Source organism: Vibrio sp. AK197, assembly GCF_053903115.1.
The window spans coordinates 1,159,159-1,184,285 of sequence record NZ_CP096430.1 but is presented as its reverse complement, the minus strand read 5'-3'; the positions used below and the strand labels follow the sequence as shown (position 1 = coordinate 1,184,285).

Annotated in this window: 23 protein-coding genes; 8 read left to right on the top strand and 15 right to left on the bottom strand. The window is 47.1% G+C overall.

Annotated features, from left to right (window positions below; translation table 11 throughout):
* The first annotated feature begins 100 nt into the window (after window positions 1-100).
* A complete protein-coding gene (locus tag M1D72_RS12750; RefSeq protein WP_456297118.1) occupies window positions 101-1,330 on the top strand; it encodes an MFS transporter in 1,230 nt (409 codons plus the stop codon).
* A 60-nt stretch (window positions 1,331-1,390) separates the two neighbouring features.
* Here M1D72_RS12750 and M1D72_RS12745 read toward each other — a convergent pair whose 3' ends face one another.
* The 3 genes from M1D72_RS12745 to M1D72_RS12735 all read right to left on the bottom strand — a co-directional run bounded on the left by M1D72_RS12745 (window position 1,391) and on the right by M1D72_RS12735 (window position 3,987).
* On the bottom strand, window positions 1,391-1,999 hold the full coding sequence (locus tag M1D72_RS12745; RefSeq protein ID WP_456297117.1) for an alpha/beta hydrolase: 609 nt from the start codon (window positions 1,997-1,999) through the stop codon (window positions 1,391-1,393).
* Window positions 2,000-2,012: 13 nt separating this feature from the next.
* Window positions 2,013-2,972, bottom strand: a complete 960-nt coding sequence (locus M1D72_RS12740) for a glutathione S-transferase family protein (RefSeq protein ID WP_456297116.1) — start codon at window positions 2,970-2,972, stop codon at window positions 2,013-2,015.
* Window positions 2,973-3,075: 103 nt separating this feature from the next.
* Window positions 3,076-3,987 (bottom strand): LysR substrate-binding domain-containing protein, encoded by a 912-nt coding sequence (locus M1D72_RS12735; protein WP_456297115.1) that lies wholly within the window; start codon window positions 3,985-3,987, stop codon window positions 3,076-3,078.
* 248 nt (window positions 3,988-4,235) lie between these two features.
* On the opposite strand from M1D72_RS12735, the gene M1D72_RS12730 reads away from it, so the two are divergent.
* Together M1D72_RS12730 and panF are read left to right on the top strand one after the other, a co-directional pair.
* Window positions 4,236-4,508, top strand: coding sequence for a YhdT family protein (locus M1D72_RS12730; RefSeq protein ID WP_456297114.1), 273 nt, complete (start codon window positions 4,236-4,238; stop codon window positions 4,506-4,508).
* Window positions 4,509-4,512: 4 nt separating this feature from the next.
* The gene (gene panF / locus M1D72_RS12725; RefSeq protein WP_456297113.1) at window positions 4,513-5,964 is read left to right on the top strand and encodes a sodium/pantothenate symporter; all 1,452 of its coding nucleotides are present in this window, start codon (window positions 4,513-4,515) and stop codon (window positions 5,962-5,964) included.
* Between the two features lie 36 nt (window positions 5,965-6,000).
* On the opposite strand, the gene M1D72_RS12720 is transcribed toward panF, so the two are convergent.
* The 7 genes from M1D72_RS12720 to M1D72_RS12690 form a co-directional block, all read right to left on the bottom strand.
* Window positions 6,001-6,969 carry a hypothetical protein gene (locus M1D72_RS12720; protein WP_456297112.1) on the bottom strand — a complete coding sequence of 323 codons (969 nt, stop codon included), beginning with the start codon at window positions 6,967-6,969 and terminating at the stop codon, window positions 6,001-6,003.
* A 138-nt stretch (window positions 6,970-7,107) separates the two neighbouring features.
* A complete protein-coding gene (gene yegD / locus M1D72_RS12715) occupies window positions 7,108-8,457 on the bottom strand; it encodes a molecular chaperone (protein ID WP_456297111.1) in 1,350 nt (449 codons plus the stop codon).
* Between the two features lie 177 nt (window positions 8,458-8,634).
* On the bottom strand, window positions 8,635-9,666 hold the full coding sequence (locus tag M1D72_RS12710) for a cytosolic protein (RefSeq protein ID WP_456297110.1): 1,032 nt from the start codon (window positions 9,664-9,666) through the stop codon (window positions 8,635-8,637).
* A 90-nt stretch (window positions 9,667-9,756) separates the two neighbouring features.
* Entirely contained in the window at window positions 9,757-10,530 is a 774-nt protein-coding gene (locus M1D72_RS12705) for a cytosolic protein (RefSeq protein WP_456297109.1), read from the bottom strand.
* Window positions 10,531-10,847: 317 nt separating this feature from the next.
* Complete coding sequence (locus M1D72_RS12700; protein WP_456297108.1) at window positions 10,848-11,822, bottom strand: MBL fold metallo-hydrolase; 975 nt, start codon at window positions 11,820-11,822, stop codon at window positions 10,848-10,850.
* A 108-nt stretch (window positions 11,823-11,930) separates the two neighbouring features.
* Window positions 11,931-12,407: a heme-degrading domain-containing protein gene (locus M1D72_RS12695; RefSeq protein WP_390190538.1), complete on the bottom strand. Its 477-nt coding sequence runs from the start codon at window positions 12,405-12,407 to the stop codon at window positions 11,931-11,933.
* A complete protein-coding gene (locus M1D72_RS12690) occupies window positions 12,407-13,462 on the bottom strand; it encodes an oxidoreductase (protein ID WP_456297107.1) in 1,056 nt (351 codons plus the stop codon). Before M1D72_RS12690 ends, M1D72_RS12695 begins: the two co-directional genes overlap by 1 nt.
* 325 nt (window positions 13,463-13,787) lie before the next feature.
* Between M1D72_RS12690 and M1D72_RS12685 the strand changes: the two genes are divergently transcribed.
* Both M1D72_RS12685 and M1D72_RS12680 read left to right on the top strand, forming a co-directional pair.
* Window positions 13,788-14,561 (top strand): DeoR/GlpR family DNA-binding transcription regulator, encoded by a 774-nt coding sequence (locus M1D72_RS12685; RefSeq protein ID WP_456297106.1) that lies wholly within the window; start codon window positions 13,788-13,790, stop codon window positions 14,559-14,561.
* Between the two features lie 139 nt (window positions 14,562-14,700).
* A complete protein-coding gene (locus tag M1D72_RS12680; protein WP_456297105.1) occupies window positions 14,701-15,267 on the top strand; it encodes a DUF3237 domain-containing protein in 567 nt (188 codons plus the stop codon).
* A 95-nt stretch (window positions 15,268-15,362) separates the two neighbouring features.
* Here M1D72_RS12680 and M1D72_RS12675 read toward each other — a convergent pair whose 3' ends face one another.
* From M1D72_RS12675 to M1D72_RS12665, 3 genes are all read right to left on the bottom strand, one after another.
* A complete protein-coding gene (locus M1D72_RS12675) occupies window positions 15,363-15,773 on the bottom strand; it encodes a DUF2000 family protein (RefSeq protein WP_456297104.1) in 411 nt (136 codons plus the stop codon).
* A 93-nt stretch (window positions 15,774-15,866) separates the two neighbouring features.
* Window positions 15,867-16,787: a hypothetical protein gene (locus M1D72_RS12670; protein WP_456297103.1), complete on the bottom strand. Its 921-nt coding sequence runs from the start codon at window positions 16,785-16,787 to the stop codon at window positions 15,867-15,869.
* Window positions 16,788-17,148: 361 nt separating this feature from the next.
* Complete coding sequence (locus tag M1D72_RS12665) at window positions 17,149-17,307, bottom strand: hypothetical protein (RefSeq protein WP_390190544.1); 159 nt, start codon at window positions 17,305-17,307, stop codon at window positions 17,149-17,151.
* Window positions 17,308-17,663: 356 nt separating this feature from the next.
* Between M1D72_RS12665 and M1D72_RS12660 the strand changes: the two genes are divergently transcribed.
* The 3 genes from M1D72_RS12660 to M1D72_RS12650 all read left to right on the top strand — a co-directional run bounded on the left by M1D72_RS12660 (window position 17,664) and on the right by M1D72_RS12650 (window position 22,349).
* Window positions 17,664-18,671, top strand: a complete 1,008-nt coding sequence (locus M1D72_RS12660) for an LLM class flavin-dependent oxidoreductase (protein ID WP_390190545.1) — start codon at window positions 17,664-17,666, stop codon at window positions 18,669-18,671.
* Between the two features lie 92 nt (window positions 18,672-18,763).
* Window positions 18,764-19,780 carry a lipoate--protein ligase gene (locus tag M1D72_RS12655; RefSeq protein WP_456297102.1) on the top strand — a complete coding sequence of 339 codons (1,017 nt, stop codon included), beginning with the start codon at window positions 18,764-18,766 and terminating at the stop codon, window positions 19,778-19,780.
* A gap of 193 nt (window positions 19,781-19,973) precedes the next feature.
* On the top strand, window positions 19,974-22,349 hold the full coding sequence (locus M1D72_RS12650) for a LuxR C-terminal-related transcriptional regulator (protein ID WP_456297101.1): 2,376 nt from the start codon (window positions 19,974-19,976) through the stop codon (window positions 22,347-22,349).
* A gap of 104 nt (window positions 22,350-22,453) precedes the next feature.
* On the opposite strand, the gene M1D72_RS12645 is transcribed toward M1D72_RS12650, so the two are convergent.
* Both M1D72_RS12645 and M1D72_RS12640 read right to left on the bottom strand, forming a co-directional pair.
* Window positions 22,454-24,028 carry an ABC transporter substrate-binding protein gene (locus M1D72_RS12645; RefSeq protein WP_456297100.1) on the bottom strand — a complete coding sequence of 525 codons (1,575 nt, stop codon included), beginning with the start codon at window positions 24,026-24,028 and terminating at the stop codon, window positions 22,454-22,456.
* 18 nt (window positions 24,029-24,046) lie between these two features.
* The gene (locus tag M1D72_RS12640) at window positions 24,047-25,126 is read right to left on the bottom strand and encodes a DUF917 domain-containing protein (protein ID WP_390190551.1); all 1,080 of its coding nucleotides are present in this window, start codon (window positions 25,124-25,126) and stop codon (window positions 24,047-24,049) included.
* Window position 25,127: the final 1 nt, after the last annotated feature.

Below are 25,127 nucleotides of genomic sequence, written 5' to 3'. Positions count from 1 at the left end.
TATACGCAGTACGTATAACAGATGTTCTCACTATGCCTCTTCCCGAGCAAGCGTTATGCGGTCAAACTCATTAGCAAGCGACTATTAGGAACCTTCCTTTATGAACAATGCTATACGTCATACAAATAACCAAAATCCACTGTCATCGACAATTGTGTGGTTACTTGCCTTTACCTCTGGCTTGGCAGTGGCTTCACTCTATTACGCGCAGCCTCTTCTGAGTGAATTGATGGTTGATCTTAATGTCAGTGCGCAGCAAGTTGGCAATCTCCCTACGCTCACACAAATGGGATACGCATTGGGAATGCTGCTAATTAATCCATTAGGCGACAAATATGATCGCAAGAAAGTCATTGTGATTAAGGCGCTGGCCCTGTTTTTAGCATTATTACTGACGGGGGCAGCGAGTAATCTCAATGCCTTACTTATTGCCAGCTTTTTGATGGGGTTAACCGCGACCTTAGCGCAAGATGTGGTGCCTTTTGCTGCTGTGCTTGGCGATGAGCAGCGACGGGGACACATTGTTGGTACCATCATGACTGGCCTGCTCGGTGGTATTCTACTTTCTCGCGTACTCAGTGGCGCAATCAGTGAATTGGCAGGATGGCGAGCGGTATTTTATTGTGCCGCCGGTGCAATGCTGATAATTAGTGTCCTACTGTTTACACAGCTACCAAGCACCAAACCCACAAGTGATATCAGTTATCCTCGGTTACTGGGCTCCCTAGGTAAGCTGTTTGTCCAACATGCATCGGTTCGGCTTTCGACCTTCACTCAAGGGTTGCTGGCAATGGGATTCAGCGCGTTCTGGACCACCCTCTCTTTAATGCTCAAAGATTCTCCACTTGAGCTTGGCTCGGGCATCGCCGGTTTGTTCGGTATTGCGGGTGCGATGGGTGTCTTAATGGCGCCTAAATTTGGCAAGCTATCGGATAGTATTGGCCCTCTGAGGCTGACGAAAATTGGCGCTATTTTGGTATTTTTCGCCTTTAGCGGCATGTTCGCTATTCATCAATTTCCGATAAGCTTTAGCGTCGAATTAGGATTATTAGTTTTATTAACCATAGTCTTTGACTTGGGGTTTCAGATGTCACTCATCTCCAACCAAGCGCTGATTTACGCAGCGGCCCCCGAAGCATTAAGTCGGGTGAACGCGATTTTAATTGTCGGGCTATTTATTGGCATGTCGCTCGGAAGTTTTATTGCCAGTTACCTGTATAGCGATACACACTGGAGTGGCGTTACATTATTTGCCGCAGGGTGTGGATTGCTGGCCCTGATTCTGCGTCTTGCACCTCGTCGCCACAGCGTTTTAACGTCTTCCTCTTAATCGACAGACAAAAAGCAGGCATCACTTTGCCTGCTTTATTCGTATTACCATAAAATCGAATTAACTTGAAAATACGTTAGCAATAAACGCCGCAGCGCGATCCGCGCCTTGCTGCGACACGGTATGCTCAAGCCCTTCTTCGTAGAGAGTGTCGACTTTGAGCCCGAGTTGCTTAAACGCCTGGGCACTGTTTTCACTCTCATGCCAGGAAATTACGCCATCACTTTTACCATGAACCAGTAGAAGTGGCGTTCCTGTGCGTGGCGTATAGGGCTCTACAGAGGCAAAGCGCCCAGAAAAAGCCACCGCACCAGCCACATTCAAACGACCACTTGCCAATACGTCCAGCGTCATGATGGAACCTTGGGAAAAGCCGACCAAAAGGACATGATCGTGCTCAAACGAAGCGCCATGCTCAGCCAAAACTTGGTTCAGTGTATTGTCAAAGTGCTCGCGCGCTTCAAGGACTCGTTGAGGTCGGTTTTGCTCACTGATCGCATTTAGGCTAAACCACTCAAACCCATCACCTCCTCCCGCAAAGGGAAAAGGCGCATTAGGCGCCGCGAAAATAACCTCGGGCATCTTGCTCTTCCAGTAATCGAGAATCGGCTCAAGATGGCTTCCTCGGCTACCGACTCCATGCAGAAAAATAACGATATTTTTTGCCATAATTTGCGCTCTCCTAAAGCCCGTAACGTGACATGTCTGGCCCTTCGGGCACAATACGAGTGGGATTTAATGCCTTGATCGCATAGTAACCGCGTTTAATGTGGTCGATATTCACGGTTTCCCGAATACCTGGCACGTCTAGCATGCGTTTTAAAAACAGATCGAGGTAATGATAATCACCAATTCGCTGTTTATTACATTTAAAAATGCCGTGATAAGCGACATCAAAACGCACTAACGTGACGAACAAACGAATATCCGCTTCAGTGAGCTGTGATCCCATCAAATAAGGGCGCTCATCACTCAAACGTTTTTCAAGCTCATCAAGTGTCTCAAACACATCCTCATACGCTTGTTCGTATGCAATTTGTGTGGTCGCAAAGCCCGCACGATACACACCATTATTCAACTTATCGTAAATACGTTTGGTTAAAGGCTCAAGTTCAGCGCTCAGTTGCTGTGGATATAAATCGTACTCTGAACTGGCCAACTCACCGAAACCAAAGTTAAACATACGAACGATGTCTGCCGATTCATTATTGACGATGGTTTGCGTCTTCTTGTCCCATAAAACGGGCACCGTCGCGCGGCCTGTAAAGTGAGGATCTACCTGAGTGTAGATTTGATGCATCCACGTTGCGTGATTGATTGGGTCGAGATCTGAACCAGGGTAGTCACCAAAATGCCAGCCCTCATCGAGTAACGCAGGTTCAACCACTGAAACCGAGATAATATTCTCCAAGCCTTTGAGTTTACGAGCAATCAATGTGCGCGAAGCCCAAGGGCAGATCAAGGCAACATACAGATGGTAGCGGTCAGCTTCCGCTTTAAAGCCACCTTCTCCGGTGATGCCCGGTGAACCATCTGGCGTAATCCAATTGCGAAACGAGGAAGTTTGACGCACAAATCCACCTTGTTTATCGGTGGCTTGCACAGGATCCCATTCTTTGGTCCAAACACCATTGACTAACATAATCTCTCTCCATTACTCGGCTGCGACAAAGAGACTTTAGCCTACTTCCATAATGATTATTATCCCCCGCTTTTGAGGATGTTTACTTCCATTATGGAAGAAATTACCATCCTGTATCCCACTCAGGCTGACCAGCAAAATGAGCGACTAAATAGTCGATTAAAATACGCGAGGTTTGGGCAAGATGTTTTGATGGGGGGTACAGTGCAAAAAGCCCGATGGGGTCAGGTTCAAAATCATTAAGTATGGTGACGAGCTGCCCATGCTTTAATGCTTGGCCCGCAACAAAACTCGGTAAGCGCGCTACGCCCAGCCCTTCACAAGCCGCTTGTAAGCACACCTCTGCATTGGAAAATTGCAATCTCCCATGCACGTTAACCTCGCACAATTCGCCATTTGAGTCCGCATAGGGCCAGTGATAGGGGCTTTCAAAATTAGTATCAATAATGCATTGATGATTTGGCAGATCCTGCCAGTGTTTTATACCCGCCGCGTAAGAAAGATAACTTGGCGCCGCCACCGTCACCACGCGAATATCACACAGCTTACGGGCAATTAAGCTGCTATCACGTAAAATACCAATACGCAGTGCTAAGTCATAACCTTCGTCGACAATACTCACAGGGCGATCAGCAAGATTGACATCCAGAGCGATGTGCGGATATTGCTGCGCAAAAGCAAGCAGCGGCGGTGTCAATTGATTACGACCAAAGCTCGACGGCACTGAGATGCGCAGTCGTCCAGACGGCTCCTTTGAAGCAGTACGAATTGAATCATTCAGCGCATCGAGATCTTCAATAATTGGCTTAATCCGCTGATAGTACGCATCGCCAACATCGGTGACGGTCACCGCCCGCGTACTGCGCTTAAACAGTTGCACGCCGAGTTCGTTTTCTAGTCGAGAAATCATCTTTGAAGCTTGTCCGCTACTGCTTCCCATGCGTTTCGCTGCGGCGGTAAAACTGCCCAACTCTTTGACCGCGATAAACATTCGGTCGCAATCTAACCTTTCCATGATTCCTCTTTATATCGCGGCTGACCTTGGGCGTGTATCGCGCCGGTAGCCGATTTTAGACACCTAAATCTCGAGGTATTTTACCCTTCTTCGTCATAAAACTTATTGAATAAATTCATTAAATGCGAATTTTCAGGAAAACTGGGTGCCATCTTTGGTATCATCACGCCAATTTTTCATACTCATTGTAAAGTGCAGGTCACTGGACTCCTTGTGCTTCACAATGAGCTTTACGTCGGGAGAACTTCATGAACCAGCGAGACATGGTTTATCGCCAAGCACATCGCGAGGCTATCTGGGCTATCGTTCTGGCACTCGGATATTTTGTTTGGTGGTATCTCAGCGCCTATCAATTTTCTGCGCCCGTTGAGGACACCAGTTTGCCAACCCTCTATTGGGGGATGCCATTATGGTTTTTACTGTCATGTATCATTGGGCCTGCGCTATTTACTGTGCTGTGTGGCTTGATGGTCAAATACCTCTATCGTGATCTTCCTCTCGACGACATTCAAGACGACTAAGCCTATGAACATTCAAATTCTGATACCGCTGGTACTGTACGTACTGGGCGTCTTTGCCGTGGCGTTTTTTACTCGTCGCCATCAGCAATCTGGAAAATTTTTAAGCGAGTACTTTGTTGGCAATCGCAGTATGGGTGGTTTTGTCTTGGCAATGACCCTCGCGGCCACCTACGCCAGTGCAAGTAGCTTTATTGGAGGCCCTGGCGCGGCTTATAAAATGGGCCTTGGCTGGGTATTATTGGCCATGATTCAACTGCCCGCCACTTGGCTCACGCTTGGGGTGCTGGGTAAAAAGTTTGCGATTGAAGCGCGTCGGCACAACGCTCTGACGTTAAACGACATTCTTTATGCACGCTTTAAGAATCGTAACGTGGTGATCTTTGCCTCGCTCGCCCTACTGCTGGCGTTTTTTGGCACGATGGTGGTTCAATTTGTTGGCGGTGCACGGCTATTGCAAACCGTCACAGGCTTACCGTATCAGGCGAGTTTATTGATTTTTGCATGTACCGTAGGTTTATATACCACCATTGGCGGCTTTCGCGCCGTCGTCCTCACTGACACTATTCAAGGTATTATGATGGTGATTGGTACGCTACTCCTGCTGTACGGCATTATTCATGTGGGCGGCGGTATCGGTGAACTGGTCACCAAAATGCACGCCATTGACCCCGCACTAGTGACCCCGTACGGCCCGAATCAATTTTTGAGTCAGCCATTTATGCTCAGCTTCTGGGTTTTGGTCTGCTTTGGGGTCATTGGACTTCCCCATGCTGCGGTGCGCTGTATGTCTTATAAAGACAGCCCTTCCTTACATAAAGGTATGGTCATCAGCACGGTTGTGATTGCTATATTAATGTTTGGCACACACACTGCGGGCGCTCTTGGGCGCGCGATTGTGCCCGATATCGATAGCCCAGACCAGATTATGCCAACGCTGATGATCACCGTGTTATCGCCTGTGGTCGCTGGCGTCTTTCTGGCGGGGCCGATGGCGGCTATCATGTCAACCATCGACTCATTATTGATCCAAGCTTCAGCAACATTACTGAAAGACTTATACATCAACTACATTAATCCACGGGCCGCTGAGCAGCACAAAGCCGACAGCAAACTCAACCGCCTCTCATTATGGATTACCGGGATTTTTGCCTTGCTGGTATTTTTTGCAGCAACCAACCCGCCGGAGATGATCATTTGGCTCAATCTCATGGCGCTAGGGGGGTTGCAGGCCGTATTCTTATGGCCATTAGTTCTTGGCTTGTATTGGAAAAGAGCCTCGGCGGCAGGCGCACTAAGCTCGATGGTTATTGGGCTTGGCTGCTACATTGTTTTAATGGTCACTAAGCCTGACATGGGCGGAGTGCACGCAATTGTTCCTACACTGATTACCGGTTTAGTCACCTTTGTGAGTGTCAGTTGGTGGAAACCAGCGCCGCGTCCCATTGAATCCAGATAGTGACCAAAAAAAGAGCATCCCCTAGGATGCTCTTTTTTATTCATCGGACGCGGTGTCAATCAGCGAAGAAATATTGATATTTAGCAACGGCGTGGGCCGGCGCTCGCCAGTAACAAACACATGTTGGCCGCTGTGGTCAAAACCAATCGCCTCAGCTTGCTTTAACGGCGGTAACTCAATGGTTTTCGGCGTGGAGTTCAGCACACTTAGCCAATCGTCTTCCACGCCATTGGTCGGAAAGTAAAAGGCATTACCATAAGTGAGCACCACAATCCCCGAGCCATCTGGCGCAATATCCATCGCGGTCGGCATCTTGGTATAATCCAAAAAATCCACAATGCGGTAATGACGCTCTTTGGGCATCGGCATGGGTTTCACTTCTCCCATACGTTTGGCTTTTGTCGCTCTTATCTTCTTCAGCGGTAAACGGTACAGCACAGGTGGGTCATTTCGTTTGGTGAGCAGTAAAATCTTGCCATGCTTTTCGTCCACCGCAACGGCTTCACAATCACGCGGGCCATCTTCATACATAAAGCGCATGACCCACTCTGGTTTAAGTTCGAACTTTTCACCTTTTTGATATTGGGAAAGATCCGGCTCCTCGATAAAATACAAATGGTATTGCCAGTGACTTTCAAAATTGTCACCCACATCCGCAATCATCAGGTAAGCTTTACCGTCCATTTCAAACGACGCCATGTCTTCCCAATCCAACCATTCCAAATCAATATCAGGAATCGTGACCGTTGCCAGACGCTCACCTTGTGGATTAATTGCATAGATTTCTGCGGCGTTACCACTGTCGTTATTCACCCACAAGACATTTTTATCTCGGCGTGAGCGCGTAAGGCCACTGGCCTCGTTAATGTGACTATCTTTGATGATAACCGATGTCATGCTGTCTGACTGATACGGCGGTTCATTGAACATACTGCACGATGAAAGCCAAAATAACCCAGCCAAAATCAGCATTGAATTGAAAAAGAACTTAAACGCTTTGCGCATTAATTGAGCTCACAAATAGACAAACAAACGAGGATAAGATCACACTTTATCAAATCATCGCGGTAGTACAACTGGGTGAGACGCGCTCTAACAAACTTCTCACACGATTCGCAGTTCTGAGCACCTGGCCCACAATGCTTAGCCAAAACAAAGTTTTGACCAGCGTGCAAGCCCTGCCGTCACCGACCCAAAGTAGCTACCGCTCACCACAGGCACGTCTGGAAGCAGTTGCTCTACGGCGCTACGTAAAATTGGTGAGCGCGCCGAACCGCCTGTCATATAGACGGCATCTGGTTTAACTCCGCCTTGAGCAAGCGCCTCTTCCACCAAGCTCATCATTTTTCGCTTTGGTGCATCAATCGCTTCTAACATCGCTTCGCGCTCAACCGTTAATGAGACTTGGTCGGACACAATATCCAGTTGCGTCGTCACTTGCGGATGCTCAGAAAGCGCAATTTTGATGTCTTCGGCATTTTTAACCACACGATGGCCCAGCGTTTCATGGTAGACCGTCAGTAAGCGCGCCAACTTTTCCGGTTGAGCCGCGTTTTTATACATGTGTTTGAGATCTTTCAAGTTCTCGCGCGCATAGAAGCTTTGCTGCGCCGTGACATCGTTAATCGCAATCGGGTTCCAAAATTGCGTCATTGGCATCTCAAGCCCTGAAAGGGTTTGGCTTTTGTACCCAAACGGATACATCAGCTGTTTAAACGCTAAGTGAATATCCAAATCGTTCCCGCCAACGCGTTGGCCACTATGCGCAATAAGGCTGGCTTGGCGCTGGTCTTTGTGGCGCCAAGTTGGCCCCATTTGAATCAAGGAACAGTCGGTTGTCCCACCGCCAATATCGACCACCAACACGGTTTTGTCTTGAGTTAAGGTGGACTCATATTCCAAGCCAGCAGCAACGGGCTCAAATTGAAACTCAATATGACGAAATCCCACGCGCCGGGCAGCGCTACGTAAAATCGCCTCAGCTTGACGGTTCGAATCCTCTCCGCCACGCCCTTGAAAGTTGATTGGTCTGCCGATGACCACATTTGCGCTATCAACGCCACTTAGTGCGATCTGCGATTTGATATTTGCCATCATCGCGCAGACCAGGTCCTCGAAAAATGCGAGCTGAATATCGTGCAGCCCCATCGCGCCAAGAAACGATTTTGGTGACTTCACATAGTACGTTTCTTGAGGATCACTCAAGTAAACATCCAGCGCCGCATGGCCAAAAGCCACGTCTTCAGCTTGAAGATCAATATCTTCTTCACGATTCAATGCTATCGAGCGACGAAGCAAACGTTCGCCGACCTCGCCATTTGGCTCAATATGTCGATGACGAAACAAATGCTCGGACACGCTGTCACGGGTTGGCGCAGCGAGCGTTGATGGGATATAGGCTTGGTCATTTTCAAGCGCCAGAAGCACTGGCGTTTGATCATCCATGTGAGCCACCGAACAATTTGCTGTTCCAAAATCAAAACCAATAGACATCGATGACTCCTGCGATCAAAAAAGGGTCGAGCATGCTACTCCATGAGTAAAACAATTACTACCTCTAATCAGATTGAATACACTGCAATTATTTCGCCAAATAGATTCAAAAGGGCCAAAGCCCTTCACTGACTATTCAATATCGCAATCCAACTCAATATCGCAATCCAACCTCGGCTAAGCTAATTGTTGGAGTTTACGTTCAATCCTAGGTTCGTCAGGCGCGATTTGCTGAGCCACTTCCAACAACTGCTTAGCATCTTGCGGATTCTGCTCTTGATGCTTTGAGGCGATATCAATAAGCGGCTGAATGTCGATACTGGTCTGATGTTCTTTGACGTGCGCTTTTTTCTCTTCTTTAAGTACTTTATGAGCGGTACTCAATAGCCCTAAACGGTGCGAAGAATCGGCGTTGGCGTGATTAAGGCGTTGATAATAATCTTCTTTTAAACGCAAGGTTTTGGTTTGATGGCGGAACTGAGCAATGTCGATGTGTTGGTTGCGAATAAAATCGACCGCGACCTGCTTATAAAATCCAAACTTGCTCAGGTAGGTTGCGTGAGTGCCATGCCCCATCCCAAAGACTCTGAGATGCGTAAGTTGGGCGTAGCGTTTCGCATGCGAGCGGTCAATATGATTGGTCGGATCATAAATAATGTAGCCCTTGGCATTCCCTAAATCTAAATCGTGGTAATCCCCTTCCCAGTCAAACTGCTGAGCTAAGTCAGTACTCGGGCGATCATCCCATGGCGCGATGGTTTTATTTTTGGTACTCACTGGATGGAACAATAGCACTTGATCTAACTGAAGCAATTTAGCAAAGGCGCCGACCGCAAAACCGCCACGGCTTAAGCCGTAGCCTAGACGCGATTCAAAGGGGGTTATCAAGGTGGCTAACTGCTCCAAAAAGAAAATTAAATTGCGACTACGAAACCAATTGCTTTTCCCCATATGTTGAAAAGCGATGATGTTGACGTTCTGCTTGGTGGCCAATCGATAGCCCCAAGGCGAGAAATTCGAATCTAAATCCTGTTTCTGTATATTGGTGCCGGCGGGTGAAAAGGTAAGCAGCAAGGGTTTATTGAGATCAACAAACTGATACTTAACGAATACATCATCAAGTAAATCCTCCCCGGACATAGGTAGCTGGCTTTGCTGCGCGTCTTTATCAAGCGCGAGCCACTCGTCCAGCCAATACAGTAACTTCATGAGTCCTCCATCTAAATTGCCGCAAAGCAATTGTGCTAATAATGTCGTGTGTTGTATGTCGTCCTCTTCATTGGCGATGAAGATTCACGGTCAGTCCTCTTGTAAAAACCGAACTTTGGCTTGTTGACGCAGTTCGCCAACATCAAGGGTTTGATGCTGAATAAACTGCGCGGCCAAATGGTTATAAAAGCCTAATTTATTTAAATCACTGGGGTCTACGCCATGCCCCATCCCCTCAACCTGTATGTGTGTAAGTTGAGAAAAGCGCTCCGCATGCCACCTATCGATGTCATTGGTCGGGTCATAAATGACATAACCTAAAGCCGAACCAAGGTTACGATCATGATAATCCCCACGCCAGTCAAACTGCTGGGCTAGCTCCGTGCTTGGCCTGTCATCCCATGGCACGAGATGTTTATTTTTTGTGCTAACCGGAGAAAACAGCAGAACATGGTCCAGCATGAGTAAATCGCTAAATGCCCCCACCGCAAAACCACCTCGGCTCAAGCCATACCCTAAACGACACTTAAAAGGAGTGAGTAAAGGCGACAACTGTTCGAGGAAGGCGATCAAACTCGGGCTACGAAACCAATTACTTTTACCCAGATGCTGAAAAGCAATGACGTTGACCTGCTGTTGCTGAGCGAAATGATACCCCCAAGGCTCAAAGTCCGGATGGAGGTCTTGTTGCTGAACATCACTGCCTGAAGGAGAAAAAATAAACAGTAACGGTTTATCGATATCCACAAGCTCATACTTGACAAAAACAGTATCAAGTAAGGCGTGTCCATAGTGAGGAAGTTGGGATTGCTGTTGCTGGCAGGACAGAGATAGCCATTCATTCAACCAGTACAGTAATTTCATTTATTCTCCCAATACAGCTTCGCGCAGCGCGGACTGTAACAGAAAAAGACATAGGATGATATTGATGGCCTAAAGATCAAACATTCAGGTCAACCATCATTAACAAAGGAAACGCGCGGAGATAAGTAGTCAAAAGCGATAATGAGCAACAGGCATTGATTTGCCCGAAAACCAGTGAAACTCGGCCTCGCGAGCTACGTACATCGGGACGCAATTACTGGGTGTCGGTTAACTACACGTTTTAAGCGCGAAGTACCCTCAAACCTGACAACCATCAATGGTAAAGTTAAAGGGCTCAACAGAGCCCTTTTTAACGTTTATTGACCGCTATCCGCGCGATTCACATAGTCAATAGGGACCCAATCATAACCATTCCCATCGCTGCGCAGATGTCCAATACCCGGAAACGCGAGATGCGGCCCGGCAACCAGTTCACCTTGTTTGGCGAATTCAGCAAACGCTTTGCTACGCACCGATTGCGCTTTAGACTGATTTTGGTCATAGATGATCGTGACCTTAGGATCGGCAAATTGCACCGAGGCAATATGGATGATGTCACCAATAAACGTGATGCTGTCATCTTGGCTATCTAAACGGTAAAACGCGGCCCCCGGAGTATGGCCCGGATGGACCGTGGCAGTGATCCCCGGTAAGACTTCTTGAGAGCCTTCAAAGGTTTTCACTTTTCCCGCATCAAGGTAAGGCTTGAGGGTCTTACGAGCACCGTCAAAGTAACCTTGGCCGTATGGCGAGTTTTTCATCTTTTCATCGTCAAAGAAGAAATCGATATCAGGCTTACCCACATAAACCGTTGCGTTGTTAAACGCAGGTTTACCGTCTTTAATCAAACCACCGGTATGGTCAGAATGTGAGTGGGTAATCAAGACATCCGTGATATCACCGGGTTTAATACCTAACGCAGCTAAATCGCTCATGACCTTTCCGCCCTTACCGGGACCAAACATCTGCCCTGCCCCGGTATCCACTAAAATGGTATGTTCAGGCATCTGAATGAGGTAGGCATTGATTGAGCCTTCAACGGGATTACTTTGAAAGTTGTACGCCAGTTGCTTATCGATTTCCTGTTGCGTGACGTTACGTAGCAAGTTTTTCGCATCTTGTGGCACCGTACCATCGTTTAACGCCGTGACTCGAACGTCACCGACTTGTACCGCGTAACCGCCCGCTTGTTGAGTAATCAGGTTCGGTTCGTACTTAGCGTAACTGAGCGGCGCTTGCGCCATCGCCGCCGCAAACAGAGCTGCACTGATGCAGCGAGAAATTTTTGTCATGACATAACTCCTTGTATACACGAGTATCACTGATTGTGAACCTTACCTTTGGATTTGCAAAGTCACGAATATGATGCTGATGATTAATTTCTCTGCATTGATTTTAAATCACGATGATGGTATCGCCTTGATGTGCTGACTCAGCGCTGTGACGACCATATTATGATCTTCTTCCTGGGGTAAACCCGATACAGTAATGACACCAATCAAACCGCTACCTTGGATCCGAATCGGAAACGCACCACCATGGGCACAATATTCACGAGGATCAATATGAGGCTGCGATTCAAATTCCCGATGCTTTGACGCATTGTATTGCCCTAGATAGTAAGAACTATGCCCATAACGCAGCACGGATTGACGCTTGCGACGAGCCCAATCTTGATTATCTCGACTTGTCCCTGCCATCGCGTAACTAAACAGAACTTGCTCAAAGGCGTAGATTTCTATCGTCACGGCAGCGCCACGTTCCTCTGCCGCGAGTTTTAGGGCACAGCCCAGTTGCCAGGCAATGTCATGATTAAACTGCGTAAGCTGCAACTCTGCCTCTTGAGCAAGCAGTTTGGTGAGCATATCGTTAGCCATCAATTCGCTTCCTCCACTTGTTTAACTGCGATGGTTTGGCCAAGACGCTGACTCTCCATCGCTAACTCAATCAGCTTAATGTTCCATAGCGCGTCTTCAGCACTGACTGGTGGCTGCCCGTTGCTACGAATGGCCTGCGCCATTTTTTGAAAGTAGTGCTGGTAACCACCGCGCTCAGTGGCAACAATTTCGCTATTTTCTGCGCGGTATAAACGCCCATAGCTATCAGACGTTTCGTCCGCCCATGATGAATCACTCGGAGCTACCCCATCAATTAAACGACCTTCTTGAGGATCGAGACCATATTTTTCGAAGCTGCCTTGCGTGCCTTTAAGCGTAAATCGCTTGTTTGGTCCTGCACTGAATAAGTCACCATGAACAATGGCAACATGGCTTGAGTAATGCAGCGTTACATCGAAATAGTCAACATTAGTTGAGCCTTCGCGCATCATCTTACATTGCGCTGTAACCGCCTCAGGGACACCAAATAATTCGAGAACTTGGTCGATTAAGTGCGAGCCTAAATCAAACAGAATACCTCCGCCGTCGGTAGCTTGTTCACGCCAGCGTTGACGTACTTGCGGGCGAAAGCGGTCAAAATGCGATTCAAAATGTCGAATCTCACCAATCTGTTGCTCTTGAATCAGCTTTTTCGCGGTTAAAAAATCGCCATCCCAACGACGATTGTGATACACACTCAACACTCGGTTATGTTTTTGAGCAAGGGCAATCAGTGCCTCTCCGTCTTCAACTCGAGTGACAAACGGCTTTTCAATGATCACATGTTTACCATTTTCAATGGCTTGTTTTGCTAACTCAAAATGCACGTCATTGGGCGCGGTAATAATCACTAATTCAGCGTCGGAGTGCGTCAGTAATTCCGACGCACTCGCGTAATGCTGCGCGCTTGGCCAGTCTGCAGCCACTGCATCACCGTTACTGGTGCTGATTGCAGCCAACTCAAACTCAGCCAGCGTATCGACAAAAGGAATATGGAAAGTTTTGGCGGAAAAGCCATAGCCAATAACCGCCGTTTTTATAGGAGCAACCGTCATAACACTTCATTCTCAGTTCGTTAAACACAACCTATCAGTTGTCATCTTGGTCACTTTAAGTGCAACACCTGATGTCAGTTAAGCGATTAGACTTACAACCACTTACCAATCGGCTATAACACTTAAATTTACCCATTATTTAATGTGACAAAAACCAAATATTGCACTGTTACTTACGCACATTCAAGCCAAACAAGGATTATTCGCCGCTTTAATGCGCTGTATTGTCATCATGCTTATAAGTGATTATACGCGAATACAAGTGTTTAATAATGGAGAATGAGGTAGACTGGCTTTCAACGTAGACGCTGAACACGCTGATGATATGACCCAAGAAGAACGTTTAATTGCGATTGAAGCACACATCAAAAGCCAAGGAAAAATTACCATTGAAGAGATTTGTCACACCTACGACATTTCCTACGATTCCGCTCGCCGTGATCTCGTTAAGCTCGCGGATTATCCGGGAATATTGAGAATTCGAGGCGGGGCGATCCTTGATGATAAAAAAGTCACGCTTTCCTACAAACAGCGCTCAAAAAACGATCCGGTGAAACAGTCACTGGCGGCTTATGGCGCTTCGTTGATTAAACAACATGACATCGTCTTCCTTGATGCGGGCACCACCTGCGCAGCCCTTGCACACTATCTTGATCTGCCTTCGAGCGTCATCACTAACTCACTGGAGAGTTTGAATGAGCTTAGTGACAAATCTCAGATTAAGAAGTGTATTCTCGGAGGGATGTTCGACGATTTTTCTCATGCGATTGTCGGCAATATCACCACTCAACAAATTGGGAAATACCAAGCCAATAAAGCCTTTATTGGCGTTAGTGCGCTCAGTGAAACCGGCATCACCACCGATTTAGAAACCGATGCCGAACTGAAACGGGCGATGGCCGCTCAGTCAACTCAAGTGATCTGCATTGCCGAAAGCAGTAAATTTAATACCCAATTAATGTTTCAATCTTGCTCATGGTCAGACATTGATTTTGTTGTTACCGATCAAAGACCACCTGAAAACCTCGCGATGCAGATGGAACGACATGGCGTGGAACTGATTGTTGTCGACGCCACTCAGCAAAGTAATGACCGTTAACTTGGGCAATAAAGGTCATGGTATGGCGCAAGAATCGACATATTCACCAAATAGCCAATCCTTTACAGTAGTTAGTAACGACTTAGTCGCTCTCCGCACTCAAGCGGAGAGCCCCCCTGTCAATGGAGCGATAGTAGTTATGCTAAAACGTATTCGAGCCAATTTATTGTTTGTTCTTGTCGCCATCAGTAACCCGCTTTGGGCGCAACCAGAATCACCGCCCCCAATGAAAACCATCGATGTCGATATTGCCGCTCATCAACTTCCCAAACGCGTTGAGCCACCAAAAACCTTTGAAGTGATGACATTAGTTGTCAAACTCGATGCTTCAGTGGAAATTGGTGAAAGTGACAGTGGCGTGAGGCGTTATGTCCCGATTACGGGCGGATACTTTCAAGGTAAAAATATCTCGGGTACGGTGCTTGCTGGCGGCGCTGATTGGCAACTGCAGCGGCCTGACGACGTGTTAGAAATTGATGCGTTGTACAGCATTCAAACCGAAGACGGACAAAACATCATCATCCATAATACCGGGCTTGCATCAAGAGATGCAGGGGCCGGCGAGTTTCCTTACATTAGAACCACACCAACCTTTAAGGCGCCTATCGGCCAATACGACTGGTTAAATAAACGGGTTTTTACCGGCACGATTACGCCGATAAAAGGCGCTAATGCGGTGGTGATTCGAGTCTTCCAAGTTGACTGATGAAGAGGGTACTGGCAGCAACAAGCAAAGAGAAATATCGCCAAGGCTCTAATCTCTCTTTGCTTATCGTGCGTTTTAAATGTTGTGAAGGTGGGCTAATCGTGTAGTTTTGCGCCTTTAAACACTTTATCCACCAGTTTCTTGTCACCAAACATTGCGATACCCACCAGCGGTAGCTGCGACGTCTCATATTGATATACCGTTTTCCGGTTCGCTTCATCGTGTCCAGATTGGAACATGTCATCAATAAAAATCGCCGTGTCCACTTGCTGGCGATTCGCTCGCTGAACAAAGGTCGATAACTTATCTCTGTTGGCTTTTAGTACGATGATCGGCTGAACGCAAAGCGGCAAATACCCCTGTCCAGACGCATCACAATAAGTTTGCCCTGTTGTCACTTGCGGAGTTTGGGTCACGCCTCCCGACAAAAAGCTCACAACATTCAACTTTTGCCACGTCGGTAGGTCATCAGCAACAACAATCGCAAATTTAGTATCAAATTGCATAACATTCCTTTTCATTTTCACTGTCAGAGTAAGTATAAAAATCTCGGAAAAAGGAAAATAGAATGAAATTGCGCTTTGCAGCGTTCACTGAACTTATCGCTTAAAAGCGTCTGGCTGATAAAAGTACTTGAAGTATTCGCTTTCCAGCTGCTGAAGATTAGGATTGGTCAAAGGAAACAACTGTCGTGCTTCAAGGGCTGCAAAATCGAGGCTTGCCCCATAAGCTTGGCGCCAAAGCGTTTGAATTGACCCATCTTGAAAAGCTTTCTTAAGTCCTTTGCTTACTCTCTCTAAAGCGAGCGTATTCGCTTTGTGAGTATAAAAAAATCGTGGCAGCGGATAGTAGAGAACAAACTGCTGATCAATCTCTATGCCGCTAAGAGACGCATGAGATTGATATTCTTGGTAAAGTTCATTGGCCCCGCGACAAAAAAGATCGACTCGATTGTTAGCCACCATCAGAAACAGCCCTTCATAACTGCTGTTTTCAAATACCTCAAACCCATTTGCGCGCAATATGCCAACGTCAGCCCAGCCTCTACCTTGCCCATGACGCAGCGCTTTAATATCACTCAGTTCAAGTTTTTCAGGCAGCTGCGCTTTAGCGGTTGGCGAAATGAAGCAGACTCGGTAACCCACAATACCAAGATCAATCGGAAAGCCGACAAAATTCATGGTTTGAGGCAAACTCTGTTCATAGCTAAGTTTGATAAAAAAGTTAGCCCGTTGGTTTTTTTCAACCAAGTGGATGGCTCGCGCATAATTCATCGGCCCACTAGGCTCAAGGCGAAACTCTCCATATTCATCAATGGTTTTTTCTAATGCTAGCTGAAGTACCGCCAAATCATAATCATACCGCTTGTCATTAACACTTTCCGCCGAGCGATAAGTGACAATCAAAGGTTCTTTGGGTTCTTTGCTATCGGTAACCGCAGGAAAGCAGACAACAACGCAACTTAACGCGCTTAAAAGCCAGTGATTGGACAATCGTAATGACGTGAATAATGACCACATACTCAAAGCCCGTTGATAAATGCTCTACACAAAGCGTACAACACTTTTAACTTTTGAGTGAAAAAGTCATTTGCCAACAGCACAAAGCAGAGTCACTCACGACGACAAGTCGCAATGAACATAATGTCTGACAGGGATAGAGTAAGAAATAGAAATCAAGGAAGCTATTACGGTCTGAGTAGGTTCTTCGCCGAGTGGCATAAATGTCGGTCGAAGAACGAATACTCAGAGAGACTAAAATCACAACCTATCGTTATTATCGTTCAAATGTGTAATTTCATTACGTAACGTCAATGACCGTGTTTGTGGTCGATTACGCCTGCTAGTTATCAAACGATTGAGGTTGTTGGTTGTGATTGACTTAGTTAACCCAGGTAAACGCCATAACTGCGGTGAATGTTGCGGCGACAGCCCAAAATGTCACGACCATAGCTAACTCGCGTGCTACTGTAGCGAATTTTGATTTACCTTCGTTGCGTGATGCTGGAACGCTAATACTTGCTGCTAATTGTGAACTCATGATCTAACCCTCATGTTGATTTATGTGTCCTTGGTCAAAATTATGGCAATAAGTGTGACCCAGGTCAACATAATCACGTAAGAAAATTACGATAAAGTTGAATAATTTGTTACAAGTTAGAATCACAAAATGGAATATTATGAAGGCGCGCTTTCCCCCACTTATCTTCTGGCTTTTATGATCTAAATCAATTTTCGCCATCACAGCTTCCGCCACCCTCAGTACCACCGACTTAGACGATTTTCCTCTATGCTCGAGCGTAATCGCATTTGACTTCCCCCTACTGAGTGCTTTTCAATAATGAGCGATATACGATTTAGATCGTTCACCCTATAAGATGTTCACTAGGAGACGCCATGGCTTTACTGTCCGATATTCCTTTCTCTCTTCTCGAGCTAGCACCTATCCGTGAAGGTTCGAGCGTTGGAGAAACGCTAAAGCAGAGCCTGCGTTATGCCCAACATGCTGACAAACTAGGATTTAATCGTTTCTGGTTTGCAGAGCACCACAACATGCCAGGTATTGCCAGCGCAGCAACGTCTGTACTGATAGGTCAAGTTGCTGCCGCGACAGAAAATATTCGTGTCGGCGCAGGGGGGATTATGCTACCAAACCACCCTCCTCTAGTGGTTGCAGAACAATTTGGTACACTTGAAAGCCTCTACCCTGGACGTATTGATCTTGGCCTTGGGCGGGCACCTGGCAGCGATCAAATCACTAGCCGAGCGCTCAATCGTGATGAGCGGCGAGCGGATAAATTTCCAGAAGAAGTGAGCGAGCTACAGCGTTTACTTGGCCCTTATCAAGGCAAACAACCCGTTCGCGCATTTCCTGGAGAAGGCTCGAACGTACCTATTTGGCTGTTGGGATCAAGCCTATTCAGTGCCCGCCTAGCAGCACGTAAAGGCCTGCCATATGTCTTTGCGGGGCATTTTGCTCCTCGCTTCCTCTACGATGCTATTGAGTTATATCGTCGAGAGTTTCAAGCATCTGACGTCCTTGATAAGCCTTATGTCATGGTCGGCTTGCCTTTGGTTGCCGCTGACAGCGACGAGCAAGCCGAGTATCTAGGAACAACATCGAAACAGCGGATTTTAGCTCTGATTCGTGGGCAAGAGCTGTGGATGAAACCGCCCGTTGAAAGCATGAGCGGCCTATGGAGTACACAAGAGCAAGAGTACATCGAACAAAACTTCCTGAGCTTGTCGGTGAGTGGCGGCCCTGCGACCATCCAACATCGTTTAGAGATGTTTGTCCGCGAACTCGGCGTCGATGAATTTATCTTTACTAACGATCTTTATGATCAGCAAGATAGACTGCATGCCCTTGAGATACTGGCCGAGCTCAAACAAGCAGACCTGTAGCGATATATCCGGTAAAAACGGGCCAAATGGCTCGTTTTTCTTTATCAGTGTCAGTAAGATAGGCGCATTGTTAAACGCCATAACGTATCGTGATGAAGACAACCCGCATTTTAATCTCAGACTCGACGGACCCTTGGTTCAACTTAGCCGTTGAAGACACTATTTTTCGCTCAATGCCTGCCAATCAACGTGTTCTGTTTTTATGGCGCAACGCCGATACCGTTGTTATTGGACGTGCGCAGAACCCTTGGCGCGAATGTAAAACCGATAAAATGGCTCAAGACAAGGTCAAACTGGCACGCAGGCAAACCGGAGGGGGGGCGGTGTTTCATGACCTTGGCAATACTAATTTCACGTTTATGGCGGGAAAACCAGAATATGATAAAAGTGTGTCAACCTCCATCGTGCTCAATGCACTCAGACGCATTGGTATTAACGGGGTCGAAAATGGTCGCAACGACTTAGTATTGGAAGAGCAAGACAGCATTAAGAAGTTCTCTGGTTCAGCGTATCGCGAGACCATCGATCGCGGCTTTCACCATGGCACCCTACTGCTTAGTGCTGACTTAAGCCGCTTGGCAGACTACCTAAATCCGGATCCGAAAAAGCTCCAAGCCAAAGGCATTACGTCGGTTAAATCACGAGTGATTAACCTGAATACCATCAAACCGGACATCACCCACCAAAACGTTTGCCAAGCGATGATCGCCGCTTACAGCGACTACTACCAGCAAGACGTCATTCCGGAAGTGATTTCACCTCAGCACTTTACCAACTTGCCCGGCTTTGAAGACAAATTTGCCCTGCAAAGCAGTTGGGACTGGAACTTTGGCCAAACACCGCCGTTTAACCATCGTCTCGATGAGCGCTTTAGTTGGGGGGGCGTTGATGTGTATCTTGATGTCGAAAAAGGCAGCATTCAACAAGCCACGATATTTACAGATGCGCTCGACCCGACCCCAATAGAAAAGCTCGCGGCCTCACTGCAAGGGCAAAGTTATCAACAGCATGCCATCAGTAATCGCTTTGATGACGTAATTAACGCTTACCCACAATACGCCACTTTACTCGATGAGGTAAAAGATTGGCTATTATCACAAATTGATTAACACCATCGATTCAATCTATACCGTAAGCGTCGTTTGACGCTTACTCCCCATCATAACAACCAAAGCACCAGGCATTACCACATCCCAAAGTAGCAATTAACCGGTAATTTATCGGCTTAACTCTGTTTTCAGACACACGCTTCATGGTACCTTGGCATTAAGGTGGTTATTCGTAACAAGGAACACAACACCCATGCAGCCTAGGCTCTCTTTGATCCATCAACTCGCCGCAATCAAAACACCCATTGTGATTCTCAACGGGCTTCCCGGGAGTGGAAAATCCGTCGTTTTAAAACAACTGGCCGATTATCTTGGCCAAGAGCTGCGCACCAGCTTACCGCAACCTGAGCAGCATTCTCTGGGGTGTGAATTGTTTTGGGATCCGGTGAGCGGCAGTTTTCAGCAACACTTTCAACAAGTGATTGACCAGCTTCCCGAACTCGAAGCGCGTGGTCAAACTCTGTATATGACAGCAAGTTGGGTTGGTGCCAACCAATGGCTGTCATCCGCTCTGCTTTATCAAAAAGTCAGCATTATCGAGCAGCACCAACTGTTTATGTCTGAATATGAAATTCAAACTTGGCACCCAAACCAAGATGCCACTGAGATCTGGCTACAAACAGCGGGGTGGCCCGTATTGGTGGCGAACTGGAATGACATCAAAGCCGAGCGGTTTCAAGACTCATGGTATGATTTCGTCCAAACTCGTATTCTGCCGCAGTTGCCGTTTCACCAACAGCAACTGCTGGTCGCGTTGGCATTTTGTCCAACGCTTAATCATAACAGCATCAATCACCAGCAACTTAATATTGAATCCGTGGCACCGCTGATCCAGCTCAATAGCCTCGGCGAAATGCGCCTTGGCGTCCCATACCTTCGCTCTGTTCTCCAGCGGATCGCTGGTAATGAGTTAAGGCTTTACCAAGGTGCGATGCGCTTAGTTTCAAAACATCATCACCTTGCAGGGCAGCGTATTGAAGCGATTCAAACCGCAGTTCAATCGAGCAATTTCGACCTCGCCATGCGTTGGTTCAAAGACAACGGTGGCGGGATGTACGGCTATTATCACGGGTATCAAGAACTGGAACAGGTGCTAAACCTCTTTCCCGAAATGATGCTAAAGCAAGAGTTGCAATTGGCGTGGGCAAAAATGTTGGCGCTTTTAAAATCCCATCAATCGATAGAGGCGCAGCACTTCATTGAGAGCTTACCTCTGGATAACCCGGTATGGCTCGATTCCCCTCAGCAAAGAGGCATCGTTAACCTGATAAAAAGTAAGCAAAAGGTCTATTTTTCTTCAACCACAGAGCAGTTGCAAGTTGACCGCCAGCAGGCGATAGAGAGCTCCTTTGCCGACCATCATGGCGCCCTGATGAGTTATTACAGTTCGACGTCTGTCAGTTACTCGAATCAAGGAGAATGGTTTCAAGCCGCGGTTTATCAAGACAAAGAACTGGCTCTGGCCAAGAAGTACGATATCCCCTACCTGATCTTTTACTGTTACTTCAATAAAGCGCGCTTCGACCTACGCATGGGTTACCCAACCAAAGCTCACGCTCACATTACACAAGCGGAACGGGCGCTAAATCGCGTGAGCTATCGACGCACCTTAAGTTACGAACATAACTTTATCGATTTAGCCAATGGTCTCTATTTGCTCATGAGCGGCCACATTCAGCCAGCGATATTGCAGTGGGAAAAGGTGGCGACATTGCGCAAGCATTCTGAAGTTTGGCCGGACTTTCTGATTCAGTTCCATTCATTTGGCCTGTTTACTCAATTATTTGAGCACTCGATGGACAACGCCTACCAGCTTCTCGATGAATTACATTATGAGTTTTTGGTTTGCTTTGCCGACGATAGTGGTCACACCCTGTTTACTTTGCTGCGAGTACTGATCTTGCAGCAGCAACAGCGCTGGGTTGATGGCCAAAAATACTTGGATAAATTGACCAATCACACAATGACGTCACCCCAAATCATTACGGGAAACTTACAAGAGCTATATCAATGGTTAACCCTGAGAAACCAAGTGGGTATGTTATGCATTCATCAACAAAAACGCGCGGCAACAATCACGGATAACCCCCTCTCTTCTTATCCTTGGATTGAAATCGCCAACCAACTTCAGATTATAAAACTCCGCTGGTTCAAACGTGAATATGCTCAGCTACAAGCGCCTCTTCAGGAACTGATCGTACGTTGTTATCGTCTCGATTTATGGTTTCCAGCGTTGTTAGAAAGCGATTGGTTTCACGCTGCGACACAATGGCTTTGGAAAAAAGACAAACACCGTCATGTGAATACCCCATTAGAAGCAGCGGTCAAAGCATGGCAACAACGTCATCAAGCCTTGAACAGTAATGTCGAGATAGAAGAATTGAGCGCCAAACAATTACAAATTGTTCAACGGTTAGCAGAAGGATTATCAAATAAACAAATCGCTCAGTATTGTGGTATTAGCGAGAGTACCGTGAAGTTCCATCTTAAAAACTTGTTTAAACAGCACCAAATAAAAAACCGCCAGGCCTTATTGGCGCTGGCGAAATCCAAAAACTGGATCAAATAACAGGAAAGGAATAATTTGAAGTAACGGTGAATGTTTCAGCCCACAACTAGCCTCTTGACCATTCACCGTGGCTCAATTAAGAGCCTAACTTCTCGCCATAACGCTTACTTGCGGTTAGGACGACACAACCAGTTATACTTAGAAAAGTCATAGTAAAACCCTTGGATGGGCACGTACTGCATGTCCGTCAAACAGTCATTGATGACCATGCGGTAACGTGTGGTTTGCAGGAACGCATCAACTTGGTTATCCACCAAGTAACGCTGAATCTTTTTGTAGATAGCATTACGTTTGTCACTATCGAGTTCTTCACTCGCCTGAGTGATCCACTGATCGACTTGCTGGTCATTAAGCCACGACATAGAAGCCCATGATCCTGCCGATTGAGACGAATACTGGTTATAAAATACCGACAGGGGTGACGAATAGGTCGGCCCAAAGAAAATTTGGTTGACGTTAGGTGTCGTCTCCGGTTTGGCTGCAATCTCAGTAATTCGGCTCCAAGGGTCGGCTTGTAGCTTGACGTCAAAACCAATGCTTTGCAGGTTAGCTTGCATCATCAAAGAGATTTCCTCTTCATACGCAGAGCCCGCCACATAACCCAGAGTGAGCGGAATGCGTCCCCCTGCATATTTTGATTGCTTGACGTAGTCAGCCGCTTTGGCAAGGTCCATATGCGGCGCTTCAAGCTCATCTAAAAATGCATCCTTAAACAGCGCCGCTAATGGGCCTGACATGGGATCACCGGGGTGTAACTCGCTGTTGACCAAGTCATAATCAATAGACAGCGCAATCGCCTTACGAATGTTCACATCATCTGTCGGCGCTAACTGATTATTGAATTTGATGTAATAGCCCGTTGCCGTGCCCATGTTTTGAATATGGTAACCATCAATTTTGTCGATGGCGGCAAGGGTTTCATTGGCTTGATAAATACTGCTGAAGTCCAATTCACCCTTGTTAGCTAAGGCTTTGATCGTCGATTCATCTTTGGTGATCAACACGCGTACTTTTTCAAGCGGATTCTCAGGGAACCCCGCAAAGTAGTCATGGTTGCGCTGTAAAATGACTCGGCTACCACGTTGCCACTGGCTGAGTTCATACGGGCCTGAACCCAGAGGATGACTGGCAAGGTAAGTCTCTGACCACTCACCGCCTTCACTGTGCTCCTGCGCAACGTCTTTGTCGATCACAAATAGCAGTGGCGTCATCGCCAGAAAAGCTGACGAAGACGTTTTGAGCTTAAATTCAACAGTATGCTTATCAATGGCGCTGACACCATCGGCATCCAGAAAAGGAGTGAAGAAGCTAGACGGCCCCTGATTTATCGTCATTAAACGCTGAACAGAGTACACAACATCTTCCGCTTCAATGGGGTTGCCATTTTGGAATGTGGCATCTTCGCGCAGATGAAAGGTAAAGGTTTTGCCATCTTCGCTGGCTTGCCAATCTTTCGCCAGTAACGGTTTAATCGCCCCTGTCGAATCTGCGGTCGTTAAACCGTCATACAGGTTCACCGCCATCAAGTATTCGGTGTAATCGCTGATTTTCGCGGGATCAATCGTGCCGACAATCTGAATCACGTTGAGCGTTGCGGTTAAATCATCGTAGTTTTCGGCCAGTGCAGGCTGTGCCAACATCAGACCCGACATCAATGTCACAAGAGGTTTATAGTTCATAATACAATTCCCTTTTGATTAAACTTGTTCAAATGGTTGGTAAATCACATCGGAATAACCAAATGCTTTTGGCCCAACCACTTCCAGCGCACGGCTTGAGCGCAATAGCGGATGACAAGGAATACCCAGTACCGCCACTTTTTGCCCGTAGCGCAAAACTTCCGTGGTAATCGCATGCCCCGTTTCAATATCTAAAATGATGATAAGATCCGGCACGCTGCATTTGACTTCACCACCAATGCGGAAAATCAAATTTTCGTTTTGAATATCGACACTGGCTTGCTGGCCATTAAACGTCGCAATGCCCTCCAGCGATAAATTGCCGCGAGTGAAACCTGCCGCCATCTTGCGCTCTAAATCGACGATCTTCCCTTCAAACAGAACTTGACCGTTTTCTTGACGACAAATCTGTTCAATTGGGTTCACATTGGCTTTATTCGCCTCCAGAACAGCGCGCCCCAAGTTACGGGCTTGTGTTACCGTACCTGGCACCGCATATTGCTTAACAAAGCGACCACTCATCGGTGCTTCAACCATTCCGGCTCCCGCGCCCATTTGAACCACGCAGCTGCGAGCCAACCGTTCAAGCCAAAATTCATCGACTAAGTGTTTAAAGATTACTGTATTGCCATGGGCATCAGACATGGCCGCCGGCATGCTGCAATGACCGTAAATACTAAAGGTGGTCATCTGCATTTCAGGAAAAGCACGGCCCATACCATCACCGTCCACCAGCGGTAAATCCATGTGCGCAGCGATGGCTGCAGGGCGAATTCCATTCGCTCCGCCGATTTCAACCGCAATGATCGCATCAACTTTACGACCCACTTCTTCTTCAAGTGCTTGAATCGCTCGCACGATCTCTCGGCCTTCACAAATTTTTTCCATCGACACCGCCGGAGCACCTATATTGCCAACGGAAATCACTAAGGCATCATCATCTAATTCGCCAAGACTCACGAGTCTCACTTTCGCACCTTGACGCATTTCTGCCAAAGCATGTAACTTGCCGTAGTAAGGGTTGCCACCGCCTCCAGTGCCCAAAATCCCAGCGCCGATCTCAATCGCTTCGATATCTTTTTCTGTTAATTCTTGCATC